This window comes from Flavobacterium sp. (genome assembly GCF_041392085.1).
GTDB lineage: Bacteria > Bacteroidota > Bacteroidia > Flavobacteriales > Flavobacteriaceae > Flavobacterium.
This window is the reverse complement of the sequence record NZ_JAWKMW010000004.1, coordinates 22,360-43,432: the sequence shown is the minus strand read 5'-3', so window position 1 is coordinate 43,432 and position 21,073 is coordinate 22,360. Positions and strand designations below refer to the sequence as shown.

The 21,073-nt window shown below is 34.0% G+C and carries 19 protein-coding genes and 1 other RNA gene; 13 read left to right on the top strand and 7 right to left on the bottom strand.

Annotation, left to right across the window (positions count from 1 at the left end; translation table 11 throughout):
* Positions 1–72 precede the first annotated feature (72 nt).
* From R2782_RS00230 to R2782_RS00215, 4 genes are all read left to right on the top strand, one after another.
* Positions 73–2,853 carry a hypothetical protein gene (locus R2782_RS00230; RefSeq protein ID WP_371266031.1) on the top strand — a complete coding sequence of 927 codons (2,781 nt, stop codon included), beginning with the start codon at positions 73–75 and terminating at the stop codon, positions 2,851–2,853.
* 199 nt (positions 2,854–3,052) lie between these two features.
* Entirely contained in the window at positions 3,053–3,697 is a 645-nt protein-coding gene (locus tag R2782_RS00225) for a trans-aconitate 2-methyltransferase (protein WP_371266030.1), read from the top strand.
* 111 nt (positions 3,698–3,808) lie between these two features.
* Positions 3,809–4,423, top strand: a complete 615-nt coding sequence (locus tag R2782_RS00220) for a trans-aconitate 2-methyltransferase (protein ID WP_371266029.1) — start codon at positions 3,809–3,811, stop codon at positions 4,421–4,423.
* A 120-nt stretch (positions 4,424–4,543) separates the two neighbouring features.
* On the top strand, positions 4,544–5,833 hold the full coding sequence (locus R2782_RS00215; RefSeq protein WP_371266028.1) for a T9SS type A sorting domain-containing protein: 1,290 nt from the start codon (positions 4,544–4,546) through the stop codon (positions 5,831–5,833).
* A 215-nt stretch (positions 5,834–6,048) separates the two neighbouring features.
* Here the strand turns inward: R2782_RS00215 and ffs are convergent.
* An RNA gene (ffs, locus tag R2782_RS00210) (signal recognition particle sRNA small type) lies at positions 6,049–6,147 on the bottom strand.
* Positions 6,148–6,234: 87 nt separating this feature from the next.
* Between ffs and R2782_RS00205 the strand changes: the two genes are divergently transcribed.
* Entirely contained in the window at positions 6,235–7,308 is a 1,074-nt protein-coding gene (locus R2782_RS00205) for a glutaminyl-peptide cyclotransferase (protein ID WP_371266027.1), read from the top strand.
* Positions 7,309–7,337: 29 nt separating this feature from the next.
* On the opposite strand, the gene R2782_RS00200 is transcribed toward R2782_RS00205, so the two are convergent.
* The gene (locus R2782_RS00200; protein ID WP_371266026.1) at positions 7,338–7,670 is read right to left on the bottom strand and encodes a tRNA-binding protein; all 333 of its coding nucleotides are present in this window, start codon (positions 7,668–7,670) and stop codon (positions 7,338–7,340) included.
* A gap of 94 nt (positions 7,671–7,764) precedes the next feature.
* On the opposite strand from R2782_RS00200, the gene R2782_RS00195 reads away from it, so the two are divergent.
* Genes R2782_RS00195 through R2782_RS00185 form a run of 3 tightly spaced genes read left to right on the top strand, consistent with a single transcriptional unit; the run spans position 7,765 to position 11,017 of the window.
* Entirely contained in the window at positions 7,765–8,322 is a 558-nt protein-coding gene (locus R2782_RS00195; protein WP_371266025.1) for a thioredoxin family protein, read from the top strand.
* Entirely contained in the window at positions 8,323–9,738 is a 1,416-nt protein-coding gene (locus R2782_RS00190) for a glycogen synthase (protein ID WP_371266023.1), read from the top strand.
* A gap of 4 nt (positions 9,739–9,742) precedes the next feature.
* Positions 9,743–11,017, top strand: a complete 1,275-nt coding sequence (locus tag R2782_RS00185) for a glucose-1-phosphate adenylyltransferase (protein ID WP_371266021.1) — start codon at positions 9,743–9,745, stop codon at positions 11,015–11,017.
* Between the two features lie 84 nt (positions 11,018–11,101).
* Here R2782_RS00185 and R2782_RS00180 read toward each other — a convergent pair whose 3' ends face one another.
* Both R2782_RS00180 and aroC read right to left on the bottom strand, forming a co-directional pair.
* The gene (locus R2782_RS00180; RefSeq protein ID WP_371266020.1) at positions 11,102–12,373 is read right to left on the bottom strand and encodes a dicarboxylate/amino acid:cation symporter; all 1,272 of its coding nucleotides are present in this window, start codon (positions 12,371–12,373) and stop codon (positions 11,102–11,104) included.
* Positions 12,370–13,440 (bottom strand): chorismate synthase, encoded by a 1,071-nt coding sequence (aroC, locus tag R2782_RS00175; protein ID WP_371266019.1) that lies wholly within the window; start codon positions 13,438–13,440, stop codon positions 12,370–12,372. The genes R2782_RS00180 and aroC overlap by 4 nt, the downstream gene beginning before the upstream one ends.
* Before the next feature lie 161 nt (positions 13,441–13,601).
* On the opposite strand from aroC, the gene R2782_RS00170 reads away from it, so the two are divergent.
* A complete protein-coding gene (locus R2782_RS00170) occupies positions 13,602–14,432 on the top strand; it encodes a UDP-2,3-diacylglucosamine diphosphatase (RefSeq protein WP_371266018.1) in 831 nt (276 codons plus the stop codon).
* Between the two features lie 97 nt (positions 14,433–14,529).
* Complete coding sequence (locus R2782_RS00165; protein ID WP_371266017.1) at positions 14,530–15,024, top strand: hypothetical protein; 495 nt, start codon at positions 14,530–14,532, stop codon at positions 15,022–15,024.
* Between the two features lie 37 nt (positions 15,025–15,061).
* Here the strand turns inward: R2782_RS00165 and R2782_RS00160 are convergent, their stop codons facing one another.
* The 3 genes from R2782_RS00160 to R2782_RS00150 all read right to left on the bottom strand — a co-directional run bounded on the left by R2782_RS00160 (position 15,062) and on the right by R2782_RS00150 (position 17,179).
* On the bottom strand, positions 15,062–15,484 hold the full coding sequence (locus R2782_RS00160; RefSeq protein ID WP_371266016.1) for a protease complex subunit PrcB family protein: 423 nt from the start codon (positions 15,482–15,484) through the stop codon (positions 15,062–15,064).
* Between the two features lies 1 nt (position 15,485).
* Positions 15,486–16,634 carry an N-acetyl-alpha-D-glucosaminyl L-malate synthase BshA gene (gene bshA / locus R2782_RS00155; protein ID WP_371266015.1) on the bottom strand — a complete coding sequence of 383 codons (1,149 nt, stop codon included), beginning with the start codon at positions 16,632–16,634 and terminating at the stop codon, positions 15,486–15,488.
* Between the two features lie 83 nt (positions 16,635–16,717).
* Positions 16,718–17,179, bottom strand: coding sequence for an Lrp/AsnC family transcriptional regulator (locus tag R2782_RS00150; RefSeq protein ID WP_371266014.1), 462 nt, complete (start codon positions 17,177–17,179; stop codon positions 16,718–16,720).
* Between the two features lie 160 nt (positions 17,180–17,339).
* Between R2782_RS00150 and R2782_RS00145 the strand changes: the two genes are divergently transcribed.
* From R2782_RS00145 to R2782_RS00135, 3 genes are all read left to right on the top strand, one after another.
* Positions 17,340–18,566 carry an aminotransferase class I/II-fold pyridoxal phosphate-dependent enzyme gene (locus R2782_RS00145; RefSeq protein WP_371266013.1) on the top strand — a complete coding sequence of 409 codons (1,227 nt, stop codon included), beginning with the start codon at positions 17,340–17,342 and terminating at the stop codon, positions 18,564–18,566.
* Between the two features lie 91 nt (positions 18,567–18,657).
* Positions 18,658–20,139: a Na+/H+ antiporter NhaC gene (nhaC, locus tag R2782_RS00140; protein WP_371266012.1), complete on the top strand. Its 1,482-nt coding sequence runs from the start codon at positions 18,658–18,660 to the stop codon at positions 20,137–20,139.
* 282 nt (positions 20,140–20,421) lie between these two features.
* On the top strand, positions 20,422–21,060 hold the full coding sequence (locus tag R2782_RS00135; protein WP_371266011.1) for a peroxiredoxin: 639 nt from the start codon (positions 20,422–20,424) through the stop codon (positions 21,058–21,060).
* Positions 21,061–21,073: the final 13 nt, after the last annotated feature.

Sequence of the window (21,073 nt, the reverse complement as noted above, 5' to 3'; positions counted from 1 at the left end):
ATTTTGTATTGTGAAATAAATTAAATTTGTGTAGCTATTTAACTGATATACATAAATTTAAAATGGGATTTTATGAAAAACTTTACTTTCATTTTCATATTGTTTTTAAGTATTAAAACAATTGCTCAAGTGGGTATTAATACCACTTCTCCCAATTCTCAACTGGACATTCGTTCAACCAATCAGGCAGCACCATCAAATACAGATGGTATTTTAATTCCTAAGGTAGATGTTTTTCCGGCTACTAACCCAACCGCTACTCAACAAAGTATGTTGGTTTATTTAACAACGGCTACCGTTTTTTCAGGAAATCCGAAACCGATAGGATTTTATTACTGGGACAACGTTACCACCGATTGGATTGGCATAGCCTCTTCGACCAACGGTGATCACGATTGGTATGAAGAAGGAACAACTACCCCACCCAATGCCATCACGGATGATATGTATCATTCCGGAAATGTTGCCATTGGAAAAAATACCGCCGATTATCCATTGGATGTTAATTCCTCTACTGCCAGAATCAATTTTTACAATAATTCCACTTATTCGGGAGCTTTACCAGCACAAGGTATCTACAACAATATGGTGTTGAACTCAACCAGTGATAAATATGGTCTTTTTAATTCAATCACATCAAGTAGTTTAGGTAGCATGTATGGTGTTTATAATCTTTTAAGTAATAATCAGAATGTTGCTCTGGCAGGAACAGATAATCAAGTATATGGCGATGGAACTTTGGCACATATAGGAACTAGAAATCAACTTACAGGAACATCAGCCGGTTTACGAATTGGTTCAGGAAATTACATCACTGTTGATGGCGATGGCGATAAAATTGGAACGGTAAATGTTATTAATGGAGCAGGTTCAGTATTAGCTAATAAAATAGGTACACTTAATCGGTTATCCGGAACATCAGACAGTAATCAGTATGGAACGAGTAATGAAATATTAAACAACGGAAACGGAAATCAAATTGCTACCTATAACTCGTTAGAAGGAACAGGCACTGGTTTTAAATATGGTGTTTCAAATAATTTTATAACCAATACAAACGGGGATAAATTTGGCTTTAATAATAATTTTTTTAGCAATACCAATTTTAGTAATCTCGGATTGCATAATTACTTTAACTCTAATTCCATAGCAAACCAATACGGCACCTATAATGATTTTTTATCCGGTGCAGGAAATTTATATGGAAAATACGATCATTTTACCGCAAATGGAAACGGAGATTGGTATGGAAATGAAGTTGTATTTCAAGGAAACGGTAACGGAAACTGGTATGGATATGATGTAAATTTTGAATACTTTACCATAACCGGAACTGGTGACAGATATGGATTTAGATCTGTCATCCCACCTGGTACATTAGGTACAAATTTTTACGGACTTTATTCCTATACCGGAAATTTAACATCAGGTTATGCAGCCTATTTATCAGGACGTGTTTCAATTGGCAGTGATACAACAACCGGCACACATTATATCTTGCCACTATCACGCGGCACCAATGGACAAATTATGCAAACAGATGCTGTTGGTAACGTAACGTGGCAAAATCCCGGCACAGCATTGAATAATGTTGCATGGCTTACTACCGGAAATACGGGCATCAATGGTGGCAATACAACTACTGCTGGAACAAATTTTATCGGAACAACAAACAATCAAAATTTAGATATTCGAACAAACAATACGTATCGTGCTCGTTTTAGCAATTTGGGCGAATTTTTTGTAGGAACTTTAAATACCACAATTACAGGTGATTTAGCAAATGTAGTATCCAATACAACTTTTCCGTGGGCAGTGAATGGTTACTCTAATAATAATGGTTCAGGCGTCTTTGGTGCTATCACCGGTGGATCAACTGTATTTGCGGCAATACAAGGAGAAAATAGTAGTACCGCAGCTACCGGTGCAGGTGTGAGAGGTCTCTCCATTACTCCTATCGCCGGAACCGGTTTTGGTGCACCAAACACAGGCGTAAATGGAAATGCTACCACAAGTGGAGCTTATAAATATGGCGTTTATGGTAGCGGTGGTTCTTCACTGAGAACCGGTGGTGTGATGGGTTATGATTATGGCTTAGCAATTGGTGCACTTGGTTATTATGCTGCTAACGGAAATGATTATTCTGTATACGGATTTGGTCAAGCCCATCAGAATGGTCTTATCACCGGTAGATTTTCGAATGCAATGAACGAAAAAAACACCAACATCGGACTAGGAATCTATGGCGGAGTTATGGGAGGTTGGGTTCGTGGTATGAAGTATGGTTTTCATACTAAAGGCGAAACCTACAGTTTATATGTAGATGGAAGCAGCTATGTAAATAAACCACTAACCTACTTAATTCATTCTGAAGACAGCCAAAAAGTACCCGCATTTATGAGCACTTCAATGCAACCTGAAATAACCGCTAATGGCAAAACCAATCTTCAAAACGGTAAGGTTTTTGTTTCGTTTGATAAAAATTTTAGTAAACTCATTGCTGATGTTGAAGAAATGATAATAACAGCAACTCCTCAAGGAAAATCAAATGGTGTTTACATTGATGAAGTTACCAAAGAAGGCTTTTGGATTATTGAAAATAATGATGGTATTTCGAATACTAAAATCGCATGGATTGCTATTACTAAGATTAAAGGAGAAGAAAATCCGAAAATTCCAACGGATTTATTATCCAATGATTTTGATAAAAAAATGAATAATGTCATGTTCAACGATAATAACACCACTGACGAGCCACAAAGTTTATGGTGGGACGGAACACAAATACGATGGAGTAAGCTCTCTGATACAAAAGTTGATACAGAAACCAAAAAACTTTCAAGACCTCGATAGACTAAAAAAGCTAACCAAATTAAACGGTTAGCTTTTTTTAATGACCTTTTATTTTTATTGAACCAGAGGAATGCGATTCTTAATTTTAATACTATTTATCTTTATTGCTTTTTAAATTATTTGTATAATGTTATCTTTGATTTAGCTTTGTTTGTATGGGACAAACACGATTAGTTTATTCAAATAGTAATCTTTAACAATGGATTCATATCAAGAAACATTTGCAACTTGGAATAAAGTAGCTTCTCGGTATCAAGAACTTTTTATGCCTCTTGATTTGTACAACGAGACGTATGATTTTATTTGCCATTCTATGCCAAAAGACAATTCGAAGCTATTGGAAATTGGTTGTGGTCCGGGAAACATTACAAAATACCTTTTATCTAAAAGACCTGATTTTTATATTTACGGCATTGACATCGCTCCCAATATGATAGAACTTGCTCGTAAGAATAATCCATCAGCCCAATTTTCTGTTATGGATTGTAGGCAGATTGACACACTTCAAACCACTTACGATGCAATTATTTGCGGTTTTTGTCTACCCTATTTATCACAAGAGGATACTGGAAAGTTCATCCATGATTGTGCTGCTTTACTTCATGAAAGTGGGTTAATTTATATTAGCTTTGTAGAAGGCAACCCCGACCAGTCCGGCTTTCAAGTAGGAAGCACTGGCGACAGAGCTTATTTTTATTTCCACAGATTAGACAAAATCATACAACATTTGGAACAAAATAAGTTAGAACAGATAAAAGTAGTTCATGTTAACTATAAAAAGACTGAAAACGAAATGGAGATGCATACAATTGTTACCGCAAAGAAAATAGCAATAGCAAAATAACTTGTTATTACTTGTTTGTAAACTAACAATTTATCCTAGGTTTAGTTCTCATTTACAGTTGGAGAAGAATTATAGTTCATAGGTTTTAATAATTAATAGTACAAAGTTAACATGCATACAGACAAAAAAAACCATTGGGAAAAAGTCTATCTAACCAAAACTCCGGAACAGGTAAGTTGGACTCAGGCAGTACCAAAAACATCGCTTAGGTTTATACATACTTTTCAACTTGATAAATCGGCTAAGATTATTGATATAGGTGGCGGAGATAGTAAGTTGGTCGATTATCTTCTTGATGAAGGGTTTAGAAATATTACAGTGTTGGACATCTCTGCAACATCATTGGAAAGAGCAAAATTACGTTTAGGTAGTCGTGCAAAAAAGGTGAATTGGATTGTAAGTGACATACTAGCCTTTGAACCACAAGAAGAGTACGATGTTTGGCACGACAGAGCTGCCTTTCATTTTTTAACAACTAAAGAAGAAATAATAAAATATGCTGAAATCGCAAAGAAAGCTGTAAAAGGATATATGTCGATAGGTACTTTTTCTGAAAAGGGACCTACAAAATGTAGCGGACTTTCTATTACGCAATACAATGCAAATGATTTAACAACTGTATTTAAAAACGGTTTTGTAAAAACCGAATGTTTTACAGAAGAGCATACAACGCCCTTTGAGACCAAACAACACTTTCTGTTTTGTGGTTTCAAAAGACATAAATAATTGATTTTTTATTGTATTTTTTTTGTAAAAAATTAATAATCAACAAAATAAGGTATTTGCCTTATTGATTAAGTGGATTGTAGTTTTGAAATTTGATTATCAATTCTAACAATCCAAATCATGAAAAAAATTACTTTATTTATTGTCGCTTTTTGCTGTTCTACTTCATACAGTCAATGGCAGTCAACAAATACACCGGGCGGAAATTTTGACGCCGTGTATGCTATGGAATTCCACGGCAATCGTTTATACGCTTCCAAAGGTACCCCCGGTTTTATTAAATCTGACAATGGTGGTAGCACTTGGGAAAATGTAGGTCAAACAGAGTTTACTACCAGTTCGATAGGAAAATATGTCAGTCACATCAAAAGTGCTGAGGATATACTTTATGTAGCTCTATTCAATCCCACTTATTCATCGTCCATGCTTTATAAATCAACAGACAACGGTCAAACATTTGTGACCGATACCATTGCGTTGCCTAAAACAAGTAATAATGAAATCGTTAATATCGACCGTATTTATTATCACAATAATCGTATTATTTTAGATGTAGCCAATCTGGGTAATTGGAGTAAAAATGTTGCCGATTCAGAATGGGTCCGAAACAATAACACCAACACAGAATATGCTGATTTATTTGGATTTATCAACGGAAAACAATTTTCTTGGGGAAATTATCATCTCTATAAGTCAGAAGATGATGGAGAAACGTGGAGTCAATGTCCTGATGCAGGTGTTTCCTCCTTTTTTACCACTACCCTTTTGTATGTTGATGAAACGATTAATCGAATTTATGTGACCGGTAGAAGTGTAACCACACAACAATATAAGATGTTGTACTCCGATGATGAGGGTAATACATGGAGCGAATTGGTTATTGCTCCTTTTTTAGCAAACAATTGGTTAAATATGCCACAAACCGTTCAAGCAATGTTTGCTCAAGGTGATTACATTCAGTTAGCTTTAGAAAATAATAATACCAATTCAGAACCGGATATTTTAATCAGCACAAATGGAGGTGAAACTTTTACACCCGACATAGTTGGTTTGGATGTTGTTCAATTTGGTACGGTGACTGCTCGAAATTTTATACCCAAGGATGATAACTTGTTTATGTGTCTGAACTTTAGACAAATATATAAAAAGCAATATTCATCTTTAAGTGTTTCTGATGTTAATAGTAATATACCAGTTTTCTCTATTGCTCCCAACCCTGTTCGAGAGAAATTATATGTTAACCATTCTGAACGGATTAGTAAAAGTGAAATTTTCAACGTTAATGGTCAATTAATTAAACATCAAAACAGTACTTTTGAAAATATATCTTGGAGTCTGAAAGGATTATTTATTCTAAAAATAACTGATATAAACGGGAATGCCAACATACAAAAATTCCTGGCAGAATAATTACTGAATTATTAAGTTAAAAATTTTTACCGTAAAGTCTAGTGATTTTTTACGGTATTTTTATTTTCGTTAAGACTTGAATTGAAGAAACCTGGATAAATCAAAAATTCATAATGAGATTATTAGCATAATTATACCAAAAAATCAGTAGATTAATGAAATTGTATTTAAGAGAATATTAGGAAGTGAATAAAACAGAAATGTTTTGGAATAAAAAATGGCAAGCGACCTACATCGCACCGCTACAACCGCATACCTTTGCTGTGTTCCCACCCTGGAGGAGTTTGCAGGAGCTGGTCGTGTAGGACTTGCCGGTGCAAATATACAATCTTTTTATGTTTTTACAAGCGATATAGTTCAATTCAAATTCTTATATTTGTGAATATTATTGCAAATTTCTAATGAAAAAATATAACTTATTATCGTTCACAATTTTAGCTATATTACTTTTGAGTTGTGAAGATTCAAAAAAAAATAATTCAGATCTATTTCAGTTAAATACAACCTCTTCAAAGGCTCAATTTACAACCGACGAAAAAGCAGTGTTAAGTATTTCAAATAGTAAAAACAAAGAAATAGACAGTGTTGTTTTTTTTGCAAATGATAAAAAAATAGGTACTGTAGAGGGAGTTAAAAATATAGATTTTCAATTATCGGATGAGAAGTTGGGTTATCAAAACCTTAAAGCTTTAGTATATTTTGAGAATGAGTATGCAGAAGTTACCCATCGCATTGAGTTAATTTCAAAAATTGAGCCTAAATTATTACCTTACACCTTAGTAAATACATACCCACACGACAGCAAAGCTTATACACAAGGATTAGAATTTCATCGAGATACTTTGTACGAAGGAACGGGAAATGGTGCCGGAAACGCAACAGGAATTAAAGGTATTTCCAGCTTGAGAAAAACAAATTATAAAACCGGAGCTATTTATAAAAAAGTAGAATATCCGGAAATTATTTTTGGTGAAGGAATCACAATTTTGAATAACAAGGTATATCAACTCACTTGGCAAAATGGTTTTGGATTTATTTATGATGCTGATAATTTTAACGAAATTAAACGTTTTAACTACTCTAAACGTATTCAAGGTTGGGGATTATGTAACGATGGCAAACTTTTATATCAGTCTGATGGAACTGAAAAAATTTATTGTTTAAATCCGGAAACTATGCAAATTGAGAGTAGTATAAATGTATATTCTGGAGCCAACAAAATCAAATCGGTTAATGAGTTAGAATGGATTGACGGAAAAATTTATGGCAATATTTATCAAAAAGATGCCATTGCTGTAATTAATCCAAAGAATGGAGCAGTTGAATCAGTTATCTATTTAGGCGATTTAAAAAAATTAGTCACCCAACATCCTGATATTGATGTTTTAAACGGTATTGCTTACAATCCTAAAAGCAAAACTATTTTTGTAACAGGTAAGAACTGGGATAAATTATTTGAAATTAAAATAGATTGATACGTTGATAACAGTTGCCATTTTAAAAGCTAACTGATTTTTAAACCGTTTTCCACTTTTTTATCAGAAGTCAGCAGAACAACGTCGTTGTTTTCTCCCAATGAACCTAGTACAAGACATTCACTCATAAACTTTCCTATTTGCTTTTTGGGAAAGTTGATAACGGCTATAATTTGTTTGCCTATTAATTCTTCTTTATCGTATCGTTTGGTGATTTGTGCCGAAGTTTTTTTAATTCCAATTTCTAAGCCAAAATCAATAACTAACTGATAAGCAGGTTTTCTAGCCTCCGGGAAATCGTTTACAGCCACAATTGTCCCAACTCGCATTTCTACTTTTTCAAATTCTTCCCAACTAAGCATAACAAATTATTCTTAAAAAATTAAACTCAAAAATAGGAATATGAAACTAAAAATACGTAACTTTAAGCATTAACTTAAAAATAAAAGCCGAAGAATGAGCAGAACAGAATCAAACATGATTTCTTTGGGTACAAATGCTACTGATTTTCATTTAAAAGACACCAATTCAAACAATTTTTTTACGTTTTCAGATTGCAAAGGCGAAAAAGGAACATTAGTTTTTTTTATTTGTAACCATTGTCCGTTTGTACATCATGTGATTGATGAGGTTATCTTAGTAGCCAACGATTACCGTGTGCAAGGAATAGGTATAGTAGCAATTTCAAGTAATGATGTTGAACAATTCCCGCAAGATAGTCCGGAGTTAATGACCGAATTTGCGTTTGTTAATAATTTTGAGTTTCCGTATCTATATGATGAAAATCAGGAAGTTGCTAAAGCCTTCGGTGCCGCTTGTACACCGGATTTTTTTCTATTTGACAGTCAGGATAAATTAGTTTACCGAGGCCAATTAGACGATTCACGACCAGGCAACGGTATTCCGCTGAGTGGAAGTGATTTACGTGGAGCGATTGACAGTTTGTTATATAACAGAACTGTGAATCCAAATCAGAAACCGAGTATAGGTTGTAACATTAAATGGAAAAACTAAATGGAAATTATTCATATCAGTGCCGAGTGTTATCCGGTAGCAAAAGTGGGCGGACTTGCAGATGTGGTGGGAGCATTACCAAAATATCTAAATAAATTAGGTCATAGTGCCAAGGTAGTTGTACCGGGATATGATAATGCCTTTTCAAAAGAGAACCAATTTGACTTAGTGCACAAAGGTCAATTACGTTTAGGATGGTTTACCTTTACATATTCTATTTTAAAAGAAGCAACTGATAAATTAGGATTTGAATTATTTTTAATTGCCATTCCGGATTTATTTGATCGTCCAAATGTTTACTCTTATGAAGATGATACAGAGCGATTTACTGCTTTTCAAGTTGCTTTTTTAAATTGGTTAACTGAAACAAATCAGATGCCGGACATTATTCATTGCCATGATCACCATACCGGATTGATTCCCTTTATGATATCGCATGCACCAATTTATGGACATTTAAAAGGTATTCCTACAGTATTAACAATTCATAACGGGCAATATCAAGGTTGGTTTGACTTTGATAAACTACATTATTTACCTAAAGTGGAAACATCCCGATTAGGGTTTTTAGAATGGAATGGTGTCATCAATCCACTTGCATCGGCTGTAAAATGTGCTTGGAAAGTAACCACTGTTTCGCCAAGTTATTTGAATGAAATGAGCGAAAAAGCAAATGGAATTGAAAATTTATTACGTTTCGAAAGACCAAAAAGTTTAGGTATTTTAAACGGAATTGACAATGATGTTTGGAACCCAGAAACGGATCCAATGTTGACACATCATTACAATAGTAAAACGTTAAAAAAAGGAAAGAAAAACAATAAAGCTATTTTGTGTGAACAATTTAATTTAGATAGCAACAAACCGCTTTTTACTTTTATTGGTCGATTGGTTTATGAAAAAGGAGCAGATTTATTGCCTGAAATTTGCAGTATTGCATTAAGTAGAAATCCAAACGAAATTAATATTTTGATTTTAGGTTCAGGAGATCCTAAAATTGAACATAGCTTGTCGCAATTGACTCATTTTTACGATGGAAATTACAATGCATTTATTGGTTATAATGAAAAATTGGCTCATATTATTTATGCCGGAGCTGATTATTTACTAATGCCTTCGCGTGTTGAACCTTGTGGTTTAAATCAATTGTATGCGTTGCGTTACGGAACAATTCCAATCGTAAGAAGAACAGGAGGATTAAGCGATACAGTAATAGATATTGGTGATGGTGGGTTTGGAATCTGCCATGATCAAACAAGTGTTTTTGATGTGAATTATTCGATTACCAGAGGGATTGATTTATATAATGATACCAAACTTTTTGATACGACCCGAAAAAAGATAATGCAAATTGACCATTCATGGGAGAGTGTTGCACATGAATATTTAACCGTTTACCAATCGTTAAAAAGATAAATAAATGAAAAAAGAAGTATTAGCCATTATTTTAGGAGGCGGACAAGGATCTCGCTTATCTCCTTTGACTGAAACCCGATCAAAACCTGCAGTTCCAATTGCCGGAAAATACCGTTTAGTTGATATTCCTATTTCCAATTGTATCAATTCCGATATCAAACGAATGTTTGTGTTAACACAATTTAATTCCGCATCGTTAAATCAACACATCAAGAATACCTATCATTTCAGTTATTTTAGTTCTGCTTTTGTAGATATTTTGGCAGCAGAGCAAACTCCTGATAACCCAACTTGGTTTCAAGGTACTGCCGATGCTGTTCGTCAATGTATGCAGCATTTTCTTAATCATGAGTTTGACTATGCTTTGATATTATCCGGTGATCAATTATACCAAATGGATTTCAATAAAATGTTAGAGGCACATCAAAACAGTGACGCAAAAATAACAATAGCTACTTTGCCGGTTTCCGCAAAGGAGGCTCCGGAATTTGGTATATTAAAAACTGATGAGCAAAGTGTTATCACTTCTTTTATTGAAAAACCGGCCCCAGAATTATTACCGCAATGGACATCGGAAGTAAGTGATGAAATGAAAAAAGAAGGAAGACATTATTTGGCTTCAATGGGTATCTACATCTTTAATCGTGAACTTTTGATTGAATTAATGAAAAACCCGGATACAAAAGATTTTGGAAAAGAAATTATTCCACAGTCTATTGGTAATCAAAAAGTGTTAAGTTATCAATACGAAGGATATTGGACAGATATTGGGAATATTGATTCCTTTTTTGAAGCCAATTTAGGACTAACGGATGACATTCCTAAATTTAATTTATTTGATAATAACAGTAAAATTTACACCCGTGCTCGTGTACTACCTCCTGGTAAAATACTTGGTAAAACAACAATAGAGCAATCGATTATTGCTGAAGGATGTATTTTAAATGCTGCAGTTATTGAACACTCCGTTGTGGGAATTCGTTCACGGGTGGATGAGGAAACTATTATAAAAAACTCCTATATAATGGGTAGCGATTATTATCAAAACTTAGACGAGTTGAATAATAATATAGCTCATAATATTAAAAATATAGGCATTGGAAAACGATGTTATATTAATAATACTATAGTTGATAAAAATTGTAGAATTGGAAATGATGTTCACTTGAACGGTGGAAAACATTTAACCGACATCAATACGCCATTATATACAATTAAAGAAGGTATTATTGTCGTTAAAAAAGGAGCAATTATTCCGGATGGATTTAGAATAGAATAGCGAAGAGATTGTTAATGAAAAAGGTTTATCAAATTGTATTGATAAACCTTTCTTTATTCAATTTAAATAGAATGTTTTTTACCCTTAATCGTTGGTTTGATGTAACTTCCCAACTGAGCTTGCAACGACCGTTGCTACTGTTGCATCACTCGTAACATTAACCACCGTTCTGCACATATCCAACGGTCTGTCAATGGCAAAAATCAAGGCTAATCCTGCTTCAGGAATTCCGGCTTGACCTAAAACAATAACGAGCATCACCATTCCGGCACTAGGAACAGCAGCAGAACCAATTGAAGCCAAAGTTGCCGTAACTACAATCATTAATTGAGTTTGTAAATCCAACGAAATTCCCATCGCTTGGGCAATAAAAACAGCTGCAACGGCTTGATATAAACTCGTTCCATCCATATTTACGGTAGCACCCAACGGTAAAACAAAACTAGATACTTCTTCGTCCACACCTACATGTTCGGTTACTCGTTCCATCGTAACCGGCAAAGTGGCAGCACTTGAACTTGTGGAGAAAGCCAACAATTGAGCCGGAGAAATTGCTTTAAAAAACTTTACAGGAGCGTATTTTGCCAAAACCATCAGTAACGTAGGGTATAATACAAAAACCATTAGTGCCAGTCCGATTACTACGGTTAATGCATAAATTAGCAAAGCATTTAAGGTAGAAAAATCAGGTATTTCAACCATTAAAGCCGCCATTAAAGCAAAGACACCAATGGGGGCTCCAAGCATGATTATATCTATTATCTTTAAAATAACATCATTCAATCCTTTAAAGAAATCAACCACCGGTTTTGCCTTGTTTTCATCGATTAAAATTAAACCGATACCCAGTAAAATAACAAAAAGAATTACTTGTAACATTGATGCGTTATCTGTCATTGCTTTAAAAAAATTGTCGGGTACTACATCCACCAAAGGCTGCAATGGACCACTATTTTTTGCTTTTTCAGCTAACTCAATTTTTTGAGCGGCATCACCTGCAAAGTTTTCTAACAAACTTTTACGTGATTCATCGTTAATATAATCACCCGGTTTAATTAAATTAGCTAAAACCAAACCGATTGAAACGGCACAAACTGTAGAGAATAAATACAGAGCCACCGTTCTTCCACCCAATTTAGAGAGTTTTGTAATATCTTTTAAATCAGAAAGCCCCACAATAAGTGAAACAACAATTAAGGGAACCGCAATCATTTTGAGTAAATTAATAAAAATTGTACCGAAAGGTTTTATCCAATCGACTACAATTTCTTTCATTTCCATGTTTTTCATCACATACCCAAATACCAAACCAAGTATCATTCCGATGAGTATTTTCCAATGTAAGGCTAGTTTCATAACTGCTGTATATTTGTTTTTTGTAATAAGTAAAAATCGGCTAACACAATGGCTGCCATTGCTTCCACAATGGGAACAGCCCTAGGGACAACGCAGGGATCATGACGTCCCTTTCCTTCCAAATCTATACTATTACCTTGTTTATCAATTGTAGATTGTTTTTGCATAATCGTGGCAACAGGCTTAAAGGCAACTCTGAAATAAATATCCATACCGTTTGATATTCCACCTTGAATTCCCCCAGACATATTGGTTTGTGTTGTTCCGTTTGGCTTAAATAAATCATTGTGCTCACTTCCTTTCATACGGGCTCCACAAAAACCACTGCCCAGTTCAAATCCCTTCACGGCATTGATTGATAACATCGCTTTACCTAATTCAGCATGTAATTTATCAAACACGGGTTCACCCAAACCAATGGGAACATTTTGTATTACACAGGTAATCGTTCCGCCAATCGTATCACCTTCTTTTCGAATAGAACGAATTAGGTCTTCCATTTTGGCAGCAGTAGCTTCATCGGGGCAACGAACAGCATTACTTTCAATTTTTGAAAAATCTAAATCCTGATAGGGTTTATCAATAAAAACATCACCAACTGAAGAGACAAAAGCATTAATTTTTATATCAGAGAGCACTTGTTTTGCAATAGCTCCGGCTACTACTCTACTGGCTGTTTCACGAGCAGAACTTCTTCCTCCGCCTCGATAATCCCTGATGCCGTATTTTTTTTCATAGGTAAAATCGGCATGGCTAGGTCGAAATGCAGTCTCTAAATGACTGTAATCGTTGGATTTTTGATTAGTATTTGGAATAATAAAACCGATTGGAGTTCCTGTTGTTTTTCCCTCAAAAATACCGGATAGAAACTGAACTTCATCGGCTTCTTTCCGCTGGGTGACAATCGCAGATTGACCGGGTTTTCGTCGATTCATTTCTAATAGAATAGCTTCAAAATCTAACTCAATTCCAGGAGGACAACCGTCTATAATTCCGCCCAAAGCTTCGCCATGTGATTCTCCAAAAGTGGTGAGTTTGAATAAAGTTCCGTAACTGTTTCCTGCCATTCTGTTTAAGATGTTTCAACAAAAATAAGGTATTTCAATAAAAAAGTATAATTAAATTCAAATTGAATTCACAATAACATAATATGGTTGATTGATTCGTTAACTTTTTGATAAAATTACCTCAAAAAAATGTCTGTTAATTTGTAAAACCTCATTTATGTATGCTTAAAAAACGAAAAGTTGAAGTGGTGGTCATTTCCGATGCACACCTTGGTACATTTGGATGCCATGCCAAAGAACTGAATTATTATTTATCAACAATAAAGCCCAAAATATTGATTCTAAATGGTGATATTATTGATATTTGGCAGTTTCGAAAATCATATTTTCCTAAGTCTCATCTAAAAGTAATCAAAAAAATAATTGATTTAGCTTCTAAAGGAACGGAAGTGTATTATATTACTGGAAATCACGATGAAATGCTACGAAAATTCAGTGACACCAAAATTGGGAATTTCTCCATTCTGGATAAGTTAGTTTTAGAATTAGATGATAAAAAAGCATGGATTTTTCATGGTGATGTATTTGATGCTTCAGTTCAACATTCTAAATGGATTGCCAAATTAGGCGGTTGGGGATACGACATGTTGATATTAGCCAATCGTTCTATTAATTGGATGCTTCAAAAAATGGGGAAAGAGCCTTATTCCTTTTCAAAAAAAATAAAGGCTAATGTAAAAAAAGCAGTGAAATTTATCTCCGATTTTGAAGTTACAGCCTCAGAATTAGCCATTGAAAACAACTATGATTATGTTATTTGCGGTCATATTCACGAGCCCAAAATGATTAGAAAAGTCAATAAAAGAGGAACAACATTTTACCTAAATTCCGGTGATTGGGTAGAAAACCTGACTGCTCTGGAGTATAACAAAAAAAGATGGAAACTATATCGATATGATAAGGATTCCAACATGATTGAGGAAGATTTTTTTGAAATGGAAACAAAATTAAGTGAACAACTTATTGCTTCACTACTTTTTACTAGAAAATAATTATTGAACTCACACAATTAACAGACTTTAACTTGTTAATAATACGATTTTCTCAAAGTCTACGTTATATTTGTGCAAAACTTCAATAAACAAAGAAATGAAAAAAGTAATTTTATCAGTGTTCATGGTTTTTGGTTTTATTATGAGTGCTAATGCTCAGGAAATTTCCAAAAATGCAATTGGTTTACGGTTAGGTGATAACGATGGTTTTGGTGGAGAAATATCTTACCAGAGAGGATTGTCTGACAGTAATCGATTGGAATTTGATTTAGGTTGGCGAAACAGTAAAGATTGGGATGGTTACAAATTAGTTGGATTGTACCAATGGGTTTGGAATATTGAGGGTGGTTTTAATTGGTATGCCGGAGCCGGAGCCGGTATTGGGAGTTGGAAACATGACTTCGGACCTAATAATTCAAACAGTGAAAGCGGCACTTATGTTTTGGCAGCAGGTGATATTGGTGTTGAATACAATTTTGATTTTCCGTTGTTACTGTCATTAGACTTTAGACCTGAGTTTTACTTTGGTGATGGTTACCGTAACGATAATTTTGGTCCGGATATCGCTTTAGGTGTTCGCTACCAATTCTAAATTATCATAAAAAACGTCCCTCTTTGGGACGTTTTTTTTATTGTATAATGATGTTTTTTTTCGAATTAATTTTAACTATACATATAGGATACGTCATTACAGTGGTAGCAAGACCTTTGGGGCCATTCTCTTTAATAGCTATAATGATATCATTTTCTGTTTCTTCAATATTTTCAATTGAAAATGAATAACCTCCATAGTTTTTCTCTCCCATATTCAATAGTAAAAAATTACTGGTTTGAATGTCTGTAGCTTTGACTTTGTTCTTCAAATCAGGATCATTTAAAAGCATTTTGAACTCTTTTTGTTCCGATATAATTTCAAAAAAACGAAAATTGGCTCCACCCTGTTCAGATTGCTTTAAAATTTCATAGAGTGGTGGTTTTTCATTAGAATTCTTTTGTGTAGAACAAGAGAACAATACTACGCAAACAGTTATTGTTGTAATTATTTTTTTCATCTTAGTTTGAAATAGAATTATATTGATTTTTGATTGCCTTTTCATATACAGCTTCATATAATGGGAGTATGTTAGCAATATCAAATTGTTGAGCCACAGAAAAAGCATTCTTTTTAAAGATAGTTAACGTATTGTCATCCGTTAATATTTTGATTGCATTTTTTGCCATCGAATCAATATCGCCAACATTACTTAGATAACCTGAAAAACCATCCCGATTTACTTCCGGCAGTCCACCGGTGTTGGTAGAGATAACAGGAACTTTACAAGCCATGGCTTCTAAAGCAGCTAAACCAAAACTTTCCGTTTCAGAAGGAAGTAAGAATAAATCGGTAAAGCATAATATTTTATCAATTTCATTGCTGTTTCCAAAAAAGATTACTTTGTTAGCAATACCTAACTCTTCACATAATAGTTCTGCTTTTTCTTTTTCCGGCCCTTCGCCTACCATCATTAATTTTGCAGGAATTTGTTGCTGAATTTTATTAAAAACATGAATTATATCCGGAATACGTTTTACTTTTCTAAAATTACTAATGTGTGTGATGATACGTTCATTATCTTTTGCCATCAATGATCGGTAGCAGGGAGTTCCCTCTTCTACTTTAGCCTTATTAATTTCTATAAAATTGGGAATAACCTCAATTTCTTGAGTAATTGCAAAATGTTTATAGGTATCTTCTTTTAAACTTTTTGAAACCGAAGTAACCACATCTGATTGATTTATGCTAAATGTTACAGCAGATTTGTAAAAAGGATGTTTTCCGACCAATGTAATATCAGTTCCGTGCAAAGTCGTTACCATAGGAATAAAAATACCTTCTGCTTTCAACATTTGTTTTGCCATATAACCGGCATAGGCATGTGGTATGGCATAATGCACATGTAAAAGTTCAATTTTATGCAATTTCACCATGTCCACTAGTTTACTGGAAAGAGCCAATTCATAAGGTTGATAATGAAAAAGAGGATATTCGGGAACATTAACTTCGTGATAATGTAAATTTGGATTAAGCAAAGCTAGGCGAACCGGTTGCTTATAGGTGATAAAATGAATTTCATGACCGCGTTGAGCCAATTCTAATCCTAATTCTGTGGCCACTACTCCACTTCCACCAAAAGTCGGATAACAAACTATTGCTATTTTCATGTAAAAAAATTAGTATAACAAAGTTACACCCTTTCGCATTTACGAGTGGTAATAAATCGTTAAAAAATTAATTTTTTAAATTTTCACACGAGTTCATATTGTGTAGTGTTTTTTAATTCTGATATCATGAAGGAGCTGTGTGTGCTGCCAATATGTCTTAAATTGGTTAGTTTGGTTACCATGAACTCGCGGTATTCTTCCATCCCGCTAACACAAATTTTAAGAATATAGTCGTAATCACCGCTCACGTGAAAACATTCTAATACTTCTGTCAATTGAGTTACTTCTTCTTCAAAAGTGGTAAGGTATTCTTTAGTATGTTGGATTAATTTAATATGGCAAAAAACAACAAAACTCTTTCCAATTTTTGCTCTATCCAATAAAGCAACATAATTTCGAATAACTCCCTCTCTTTCAAGCTTTTTTATTCTTTCATATACAGCGGTTACAGAAAGATTGAGTTTTGTTGAAAGATCTTTTGTTGTTTTTTTACTGTCTTCCTGCAAAAGCATGAGAAGTTTTTTGTCAATTAAATCAAATTCCATAGTTTAAAATTTTCTGTGATTATTCTCATATACAAACCAAATATAAATTAATTATCTGTATTATTTAAATTATGTAGTAAAAAAAACTAAATTTAGATATATATATTGATTTTTTTACAGCATTATATTTAATTTGTAATGAATTATAACTGTAAAAGACATGCAAAATAATCAATTTAATCCTGCTGATCATATTCAAGACTTACAATATTTTGGAGAATTTGGAGGTGTTAATCCATCTATTTCCGATAGTTCAACCTATACCTTTCTCTCTGCCAAAACCATGTTTGACACGTTTGAAGGAAATGCTGAAGGCTGTTATTTGTATTCGCGTCATTCTTCTCCTATGAATCTATATTTAGGCGAAGCTTTAGCTGCCATGGAAGGAACAGAAAGTGCCAATGTTGCTGCTTCCGGAATGGGTGCTATCACACCTGTATTAATGCAATTGTGTGCTGCCGGAGATGAAATTGTTTCTAGCAGAACCATCTACGGAGGAACGTATGCTTTCATGAAAAACATGTTGCCAAAATGGAACATCAAAACCAACTTTGTAGACATTACTAAATTGGATGTTGTTGAAGCAGCTATTACAAACAATACCAAAGTTTTATATTGTGAAACCGTGAGTAATCCTTTATTAGAAGTTGCAGATATCGAAAGCTTAGCTAAATTGGCCAAAAAACACAATATTAAATTGGTTGTTGATAATACTTTTTCGCCACTTTCTGTTGCTCCTGCAAAATTAGGAGCTGATGTGGTAATTCATAGTTTGACTAAATTCATCAATGGAAGTAGCGATACTGTTGGTGGTGTGATTTGTGCTTCACAAGAATTTATTAATGATTTAAAAAATGTGAATAACGGGGCAAGTATGTTACTCGGACCAACGATGGATAGCCTTCGTTCTGCAAGTATATTAAAGAATTTACGAACGCTTCATATTCGAATGAAACAACACAGTCACAATGCAAGTTATTTAGCTGAAAAATTTGAAAAAGATGGTTTGAAAGTTGTTTATCCGGGTTTAAAAAGTCATCCGAGTCACGAAATTTATTCTAAAATGATTAACAATGAATATGGTTTTGGCGGAATGATGACGATTGATGTGGGTTCCCTCGACAAAGCCAATGAACTAATGGAATTAATGCAAAATAGAAACTTAGGTTATTTAGCGGTAAGTTTAGGGTTTTACAAAACGTTATTCAGTGCTCCGGGAACTTCTACTTCATCAGAAATTCCGCTGGACGAACAAAAGGAAATGGGTTTAACAGATGGTTTAATTCGCTTTTCCATTGGTTTAGATAACGATATTGAACGAACGTATCAAATGATGAAAGCGTGTATGAAAGAAATAGGCGTTTTGAAAGAACTTCAAGAAGTATAAAAATAACTTTAATCCGACTTTACTGAGTCGGATTTTTTTATTTAAGATTAAATAATGATTTTTTTATATCTTGCATCCACAAACAAAATACATGGAAAGTCAAGACATCAAACCACTCAATCCTAAAGACGAACAGCTTATTGAAAATAAGAATCTATCACTTTTTGAAGCACTTTTACCTATCTTTTTGTTAATTGCTATTTTGGCTTATAATGTATATGCTTATGGCGATAGTGCTACATCCGGTCCGAATCAATTTGCGTTAATTATAGGTGCAGCCATTGCTGCTGTTGTGGGTTTTAGAAACAAAGTTTCGTATTCTGCAATGATGGAAGACATTTCTAAAAATGTAAAATCAACTTCTGGTGCCATTCTAATTTTATTGATGGTTGGAGCACTTTCTGGAACTTGGTTGTTGAGTGGTGTTATTCCGACTATGATATATTACGGACTTCAAATTCTTCATCCTGCGGTATTTCTTCCTGCTTGTGTGGTAATTTGTGCTGTGATTTCAATTGCAACCGGAAGTTCATGGACAACATCCGCAACAGTAGGTATCGCTCTTATTGGTATAGGAAGCACTATCGGAATGCCTTTAGGAATGGTTGCCGGAGCTGTTGTTTCGGGAGCCTATTTTGGAGACAAGCTTTCTCCGCTTTCAGACACAACCAACCTTGCTCCGGCAATGGCAGGTACTGATTTATTTACACACATACGATACATGATTTTAACCACTGTTCCTACAATGGTTTTAACGCTTGTTATCTTTATATTTTTGGGTTTATCACAAACAACATCCGGTATTAGTGATAATACTGAGACGCTTCATTCGATTAAAGAAACTTTCTCGATAAGCCCTTGGCTCTTTTTGGTTCCGATTATAGTTATCGTATTAATCGTTAAGAAAACGGAGCCATTAGTAGCTTTACTAATAGGTACATTGTTAGGTGGTTTTTTTGCCTTGATCTTTCAGCCCGAATTGGTTGCTAAAATTGGAGGTAGCGATAAATTGTCATTTATTTCAGGTTATAAAGGAGTTATGAATGCCATAACTGTTGAAACATCCATTGAAACAACAAATGAAATGCTTTCCAACCTATTTTCTTCTAAAGGCATGAAAGGAATGTTGGGTACCATTTGGCTAATTTTATGTGCGATGGTTTTTGGGGGTGTCATGGAAGCAATTGGAGCTTTAACCCGAATTACCGATTCATTATTAAAATTGTTTCATACTACATTTGGTTTGTTTGCCAGTACCGTTGCGAGTTGTTTGGCATTAAACTTAACTGCTTCTGATCAATATTTAGCAATCGTTGTTCCCGGTAAAATGTTTTCTAAAGCATATGCAGACAAAGGTTTAGCACCAGAAAATTTAAGTAGAACGTTAGAAGATTCCGGTACGGTAACCTCTGTACTTATCCCTTGGAATACTTGTGGTGCCTATCAAGCAGGTGTGTTAGGTGTTTCTACATGGTCCTACCTACCCTACGCTTTTTTCAACATTATTAGTCCGTTTATGACGTTGTTATATGCTGCTTTTAATATTAAGATTAAACAACTTACTTCAAAATAAGATTTACTTATACTAAGTTTTAAAAACTGCTATTATTGGCAGTTTTTTTATTTTAATTCAACTTTAACATTTATCAACTCAATAAAATTTTAATACGAAAATTACAGTATGTGAAAAAATAGAATATTAAATTTAGATAGTGCTTAAAAATAGAAGATATCTTTATTTAATATCAATAAAATCAATAGGTTCATTGTGATTTTGAATGACATTTATCATTATTGGATTTGCTTATTTAACTTAAATTTGCATCAGATTTTAACAATTAAATATATTACAATTATGTCATTAGTAGGTAAAAAATTCCCTAACATTACAGTTGATGCAATTTCAGAAATGGGAGACAATTTGAGAATCAATGTGTTGGATGAAGCGGTTAAAAATAACCAAAAAGTAATCTTATTTTGGTATCCAAAAGATTTCACATTTGTTTGTCCAACTGAATTACACGCTTTTCAAACAGCTTTACCTGAATTCGAAAAAAGAAATACTATTGTCATTGGTGCTTCTTGTGACACAAATGAAGTTCATTTTGCTTGGTTAAACACAGCTAAAAATAACGGAGGGATTGAAGGTGTTACTTATCCTTTAATTGCAGATACTACGAGAAATTTATCATCTGCATTAGGAATTTTGGATATTGAAGCCGGTGAATATAATGAAGATACAGAAAGTTATTTAATTGCAGGTTCTAATGTAACCTACAGAGCTACTTATTTAATTGATGAAACAGGAAAAATTTTCCACGAAAGTGTAAACGATATGCCCTTAGGAAGAAATGTAAATGAATATTTGCGTTTAATTGATGCTTACACACATGTTCAAACCAAAGGCGAAGTTTGTCCGGCCAATTGGGAAGAAGGAAAAGAAGCAATGGCTGCGGATCGTTTGAGCACTGCTGCTTATTTAAGTCAAAACTAAAAATTCTCAAATC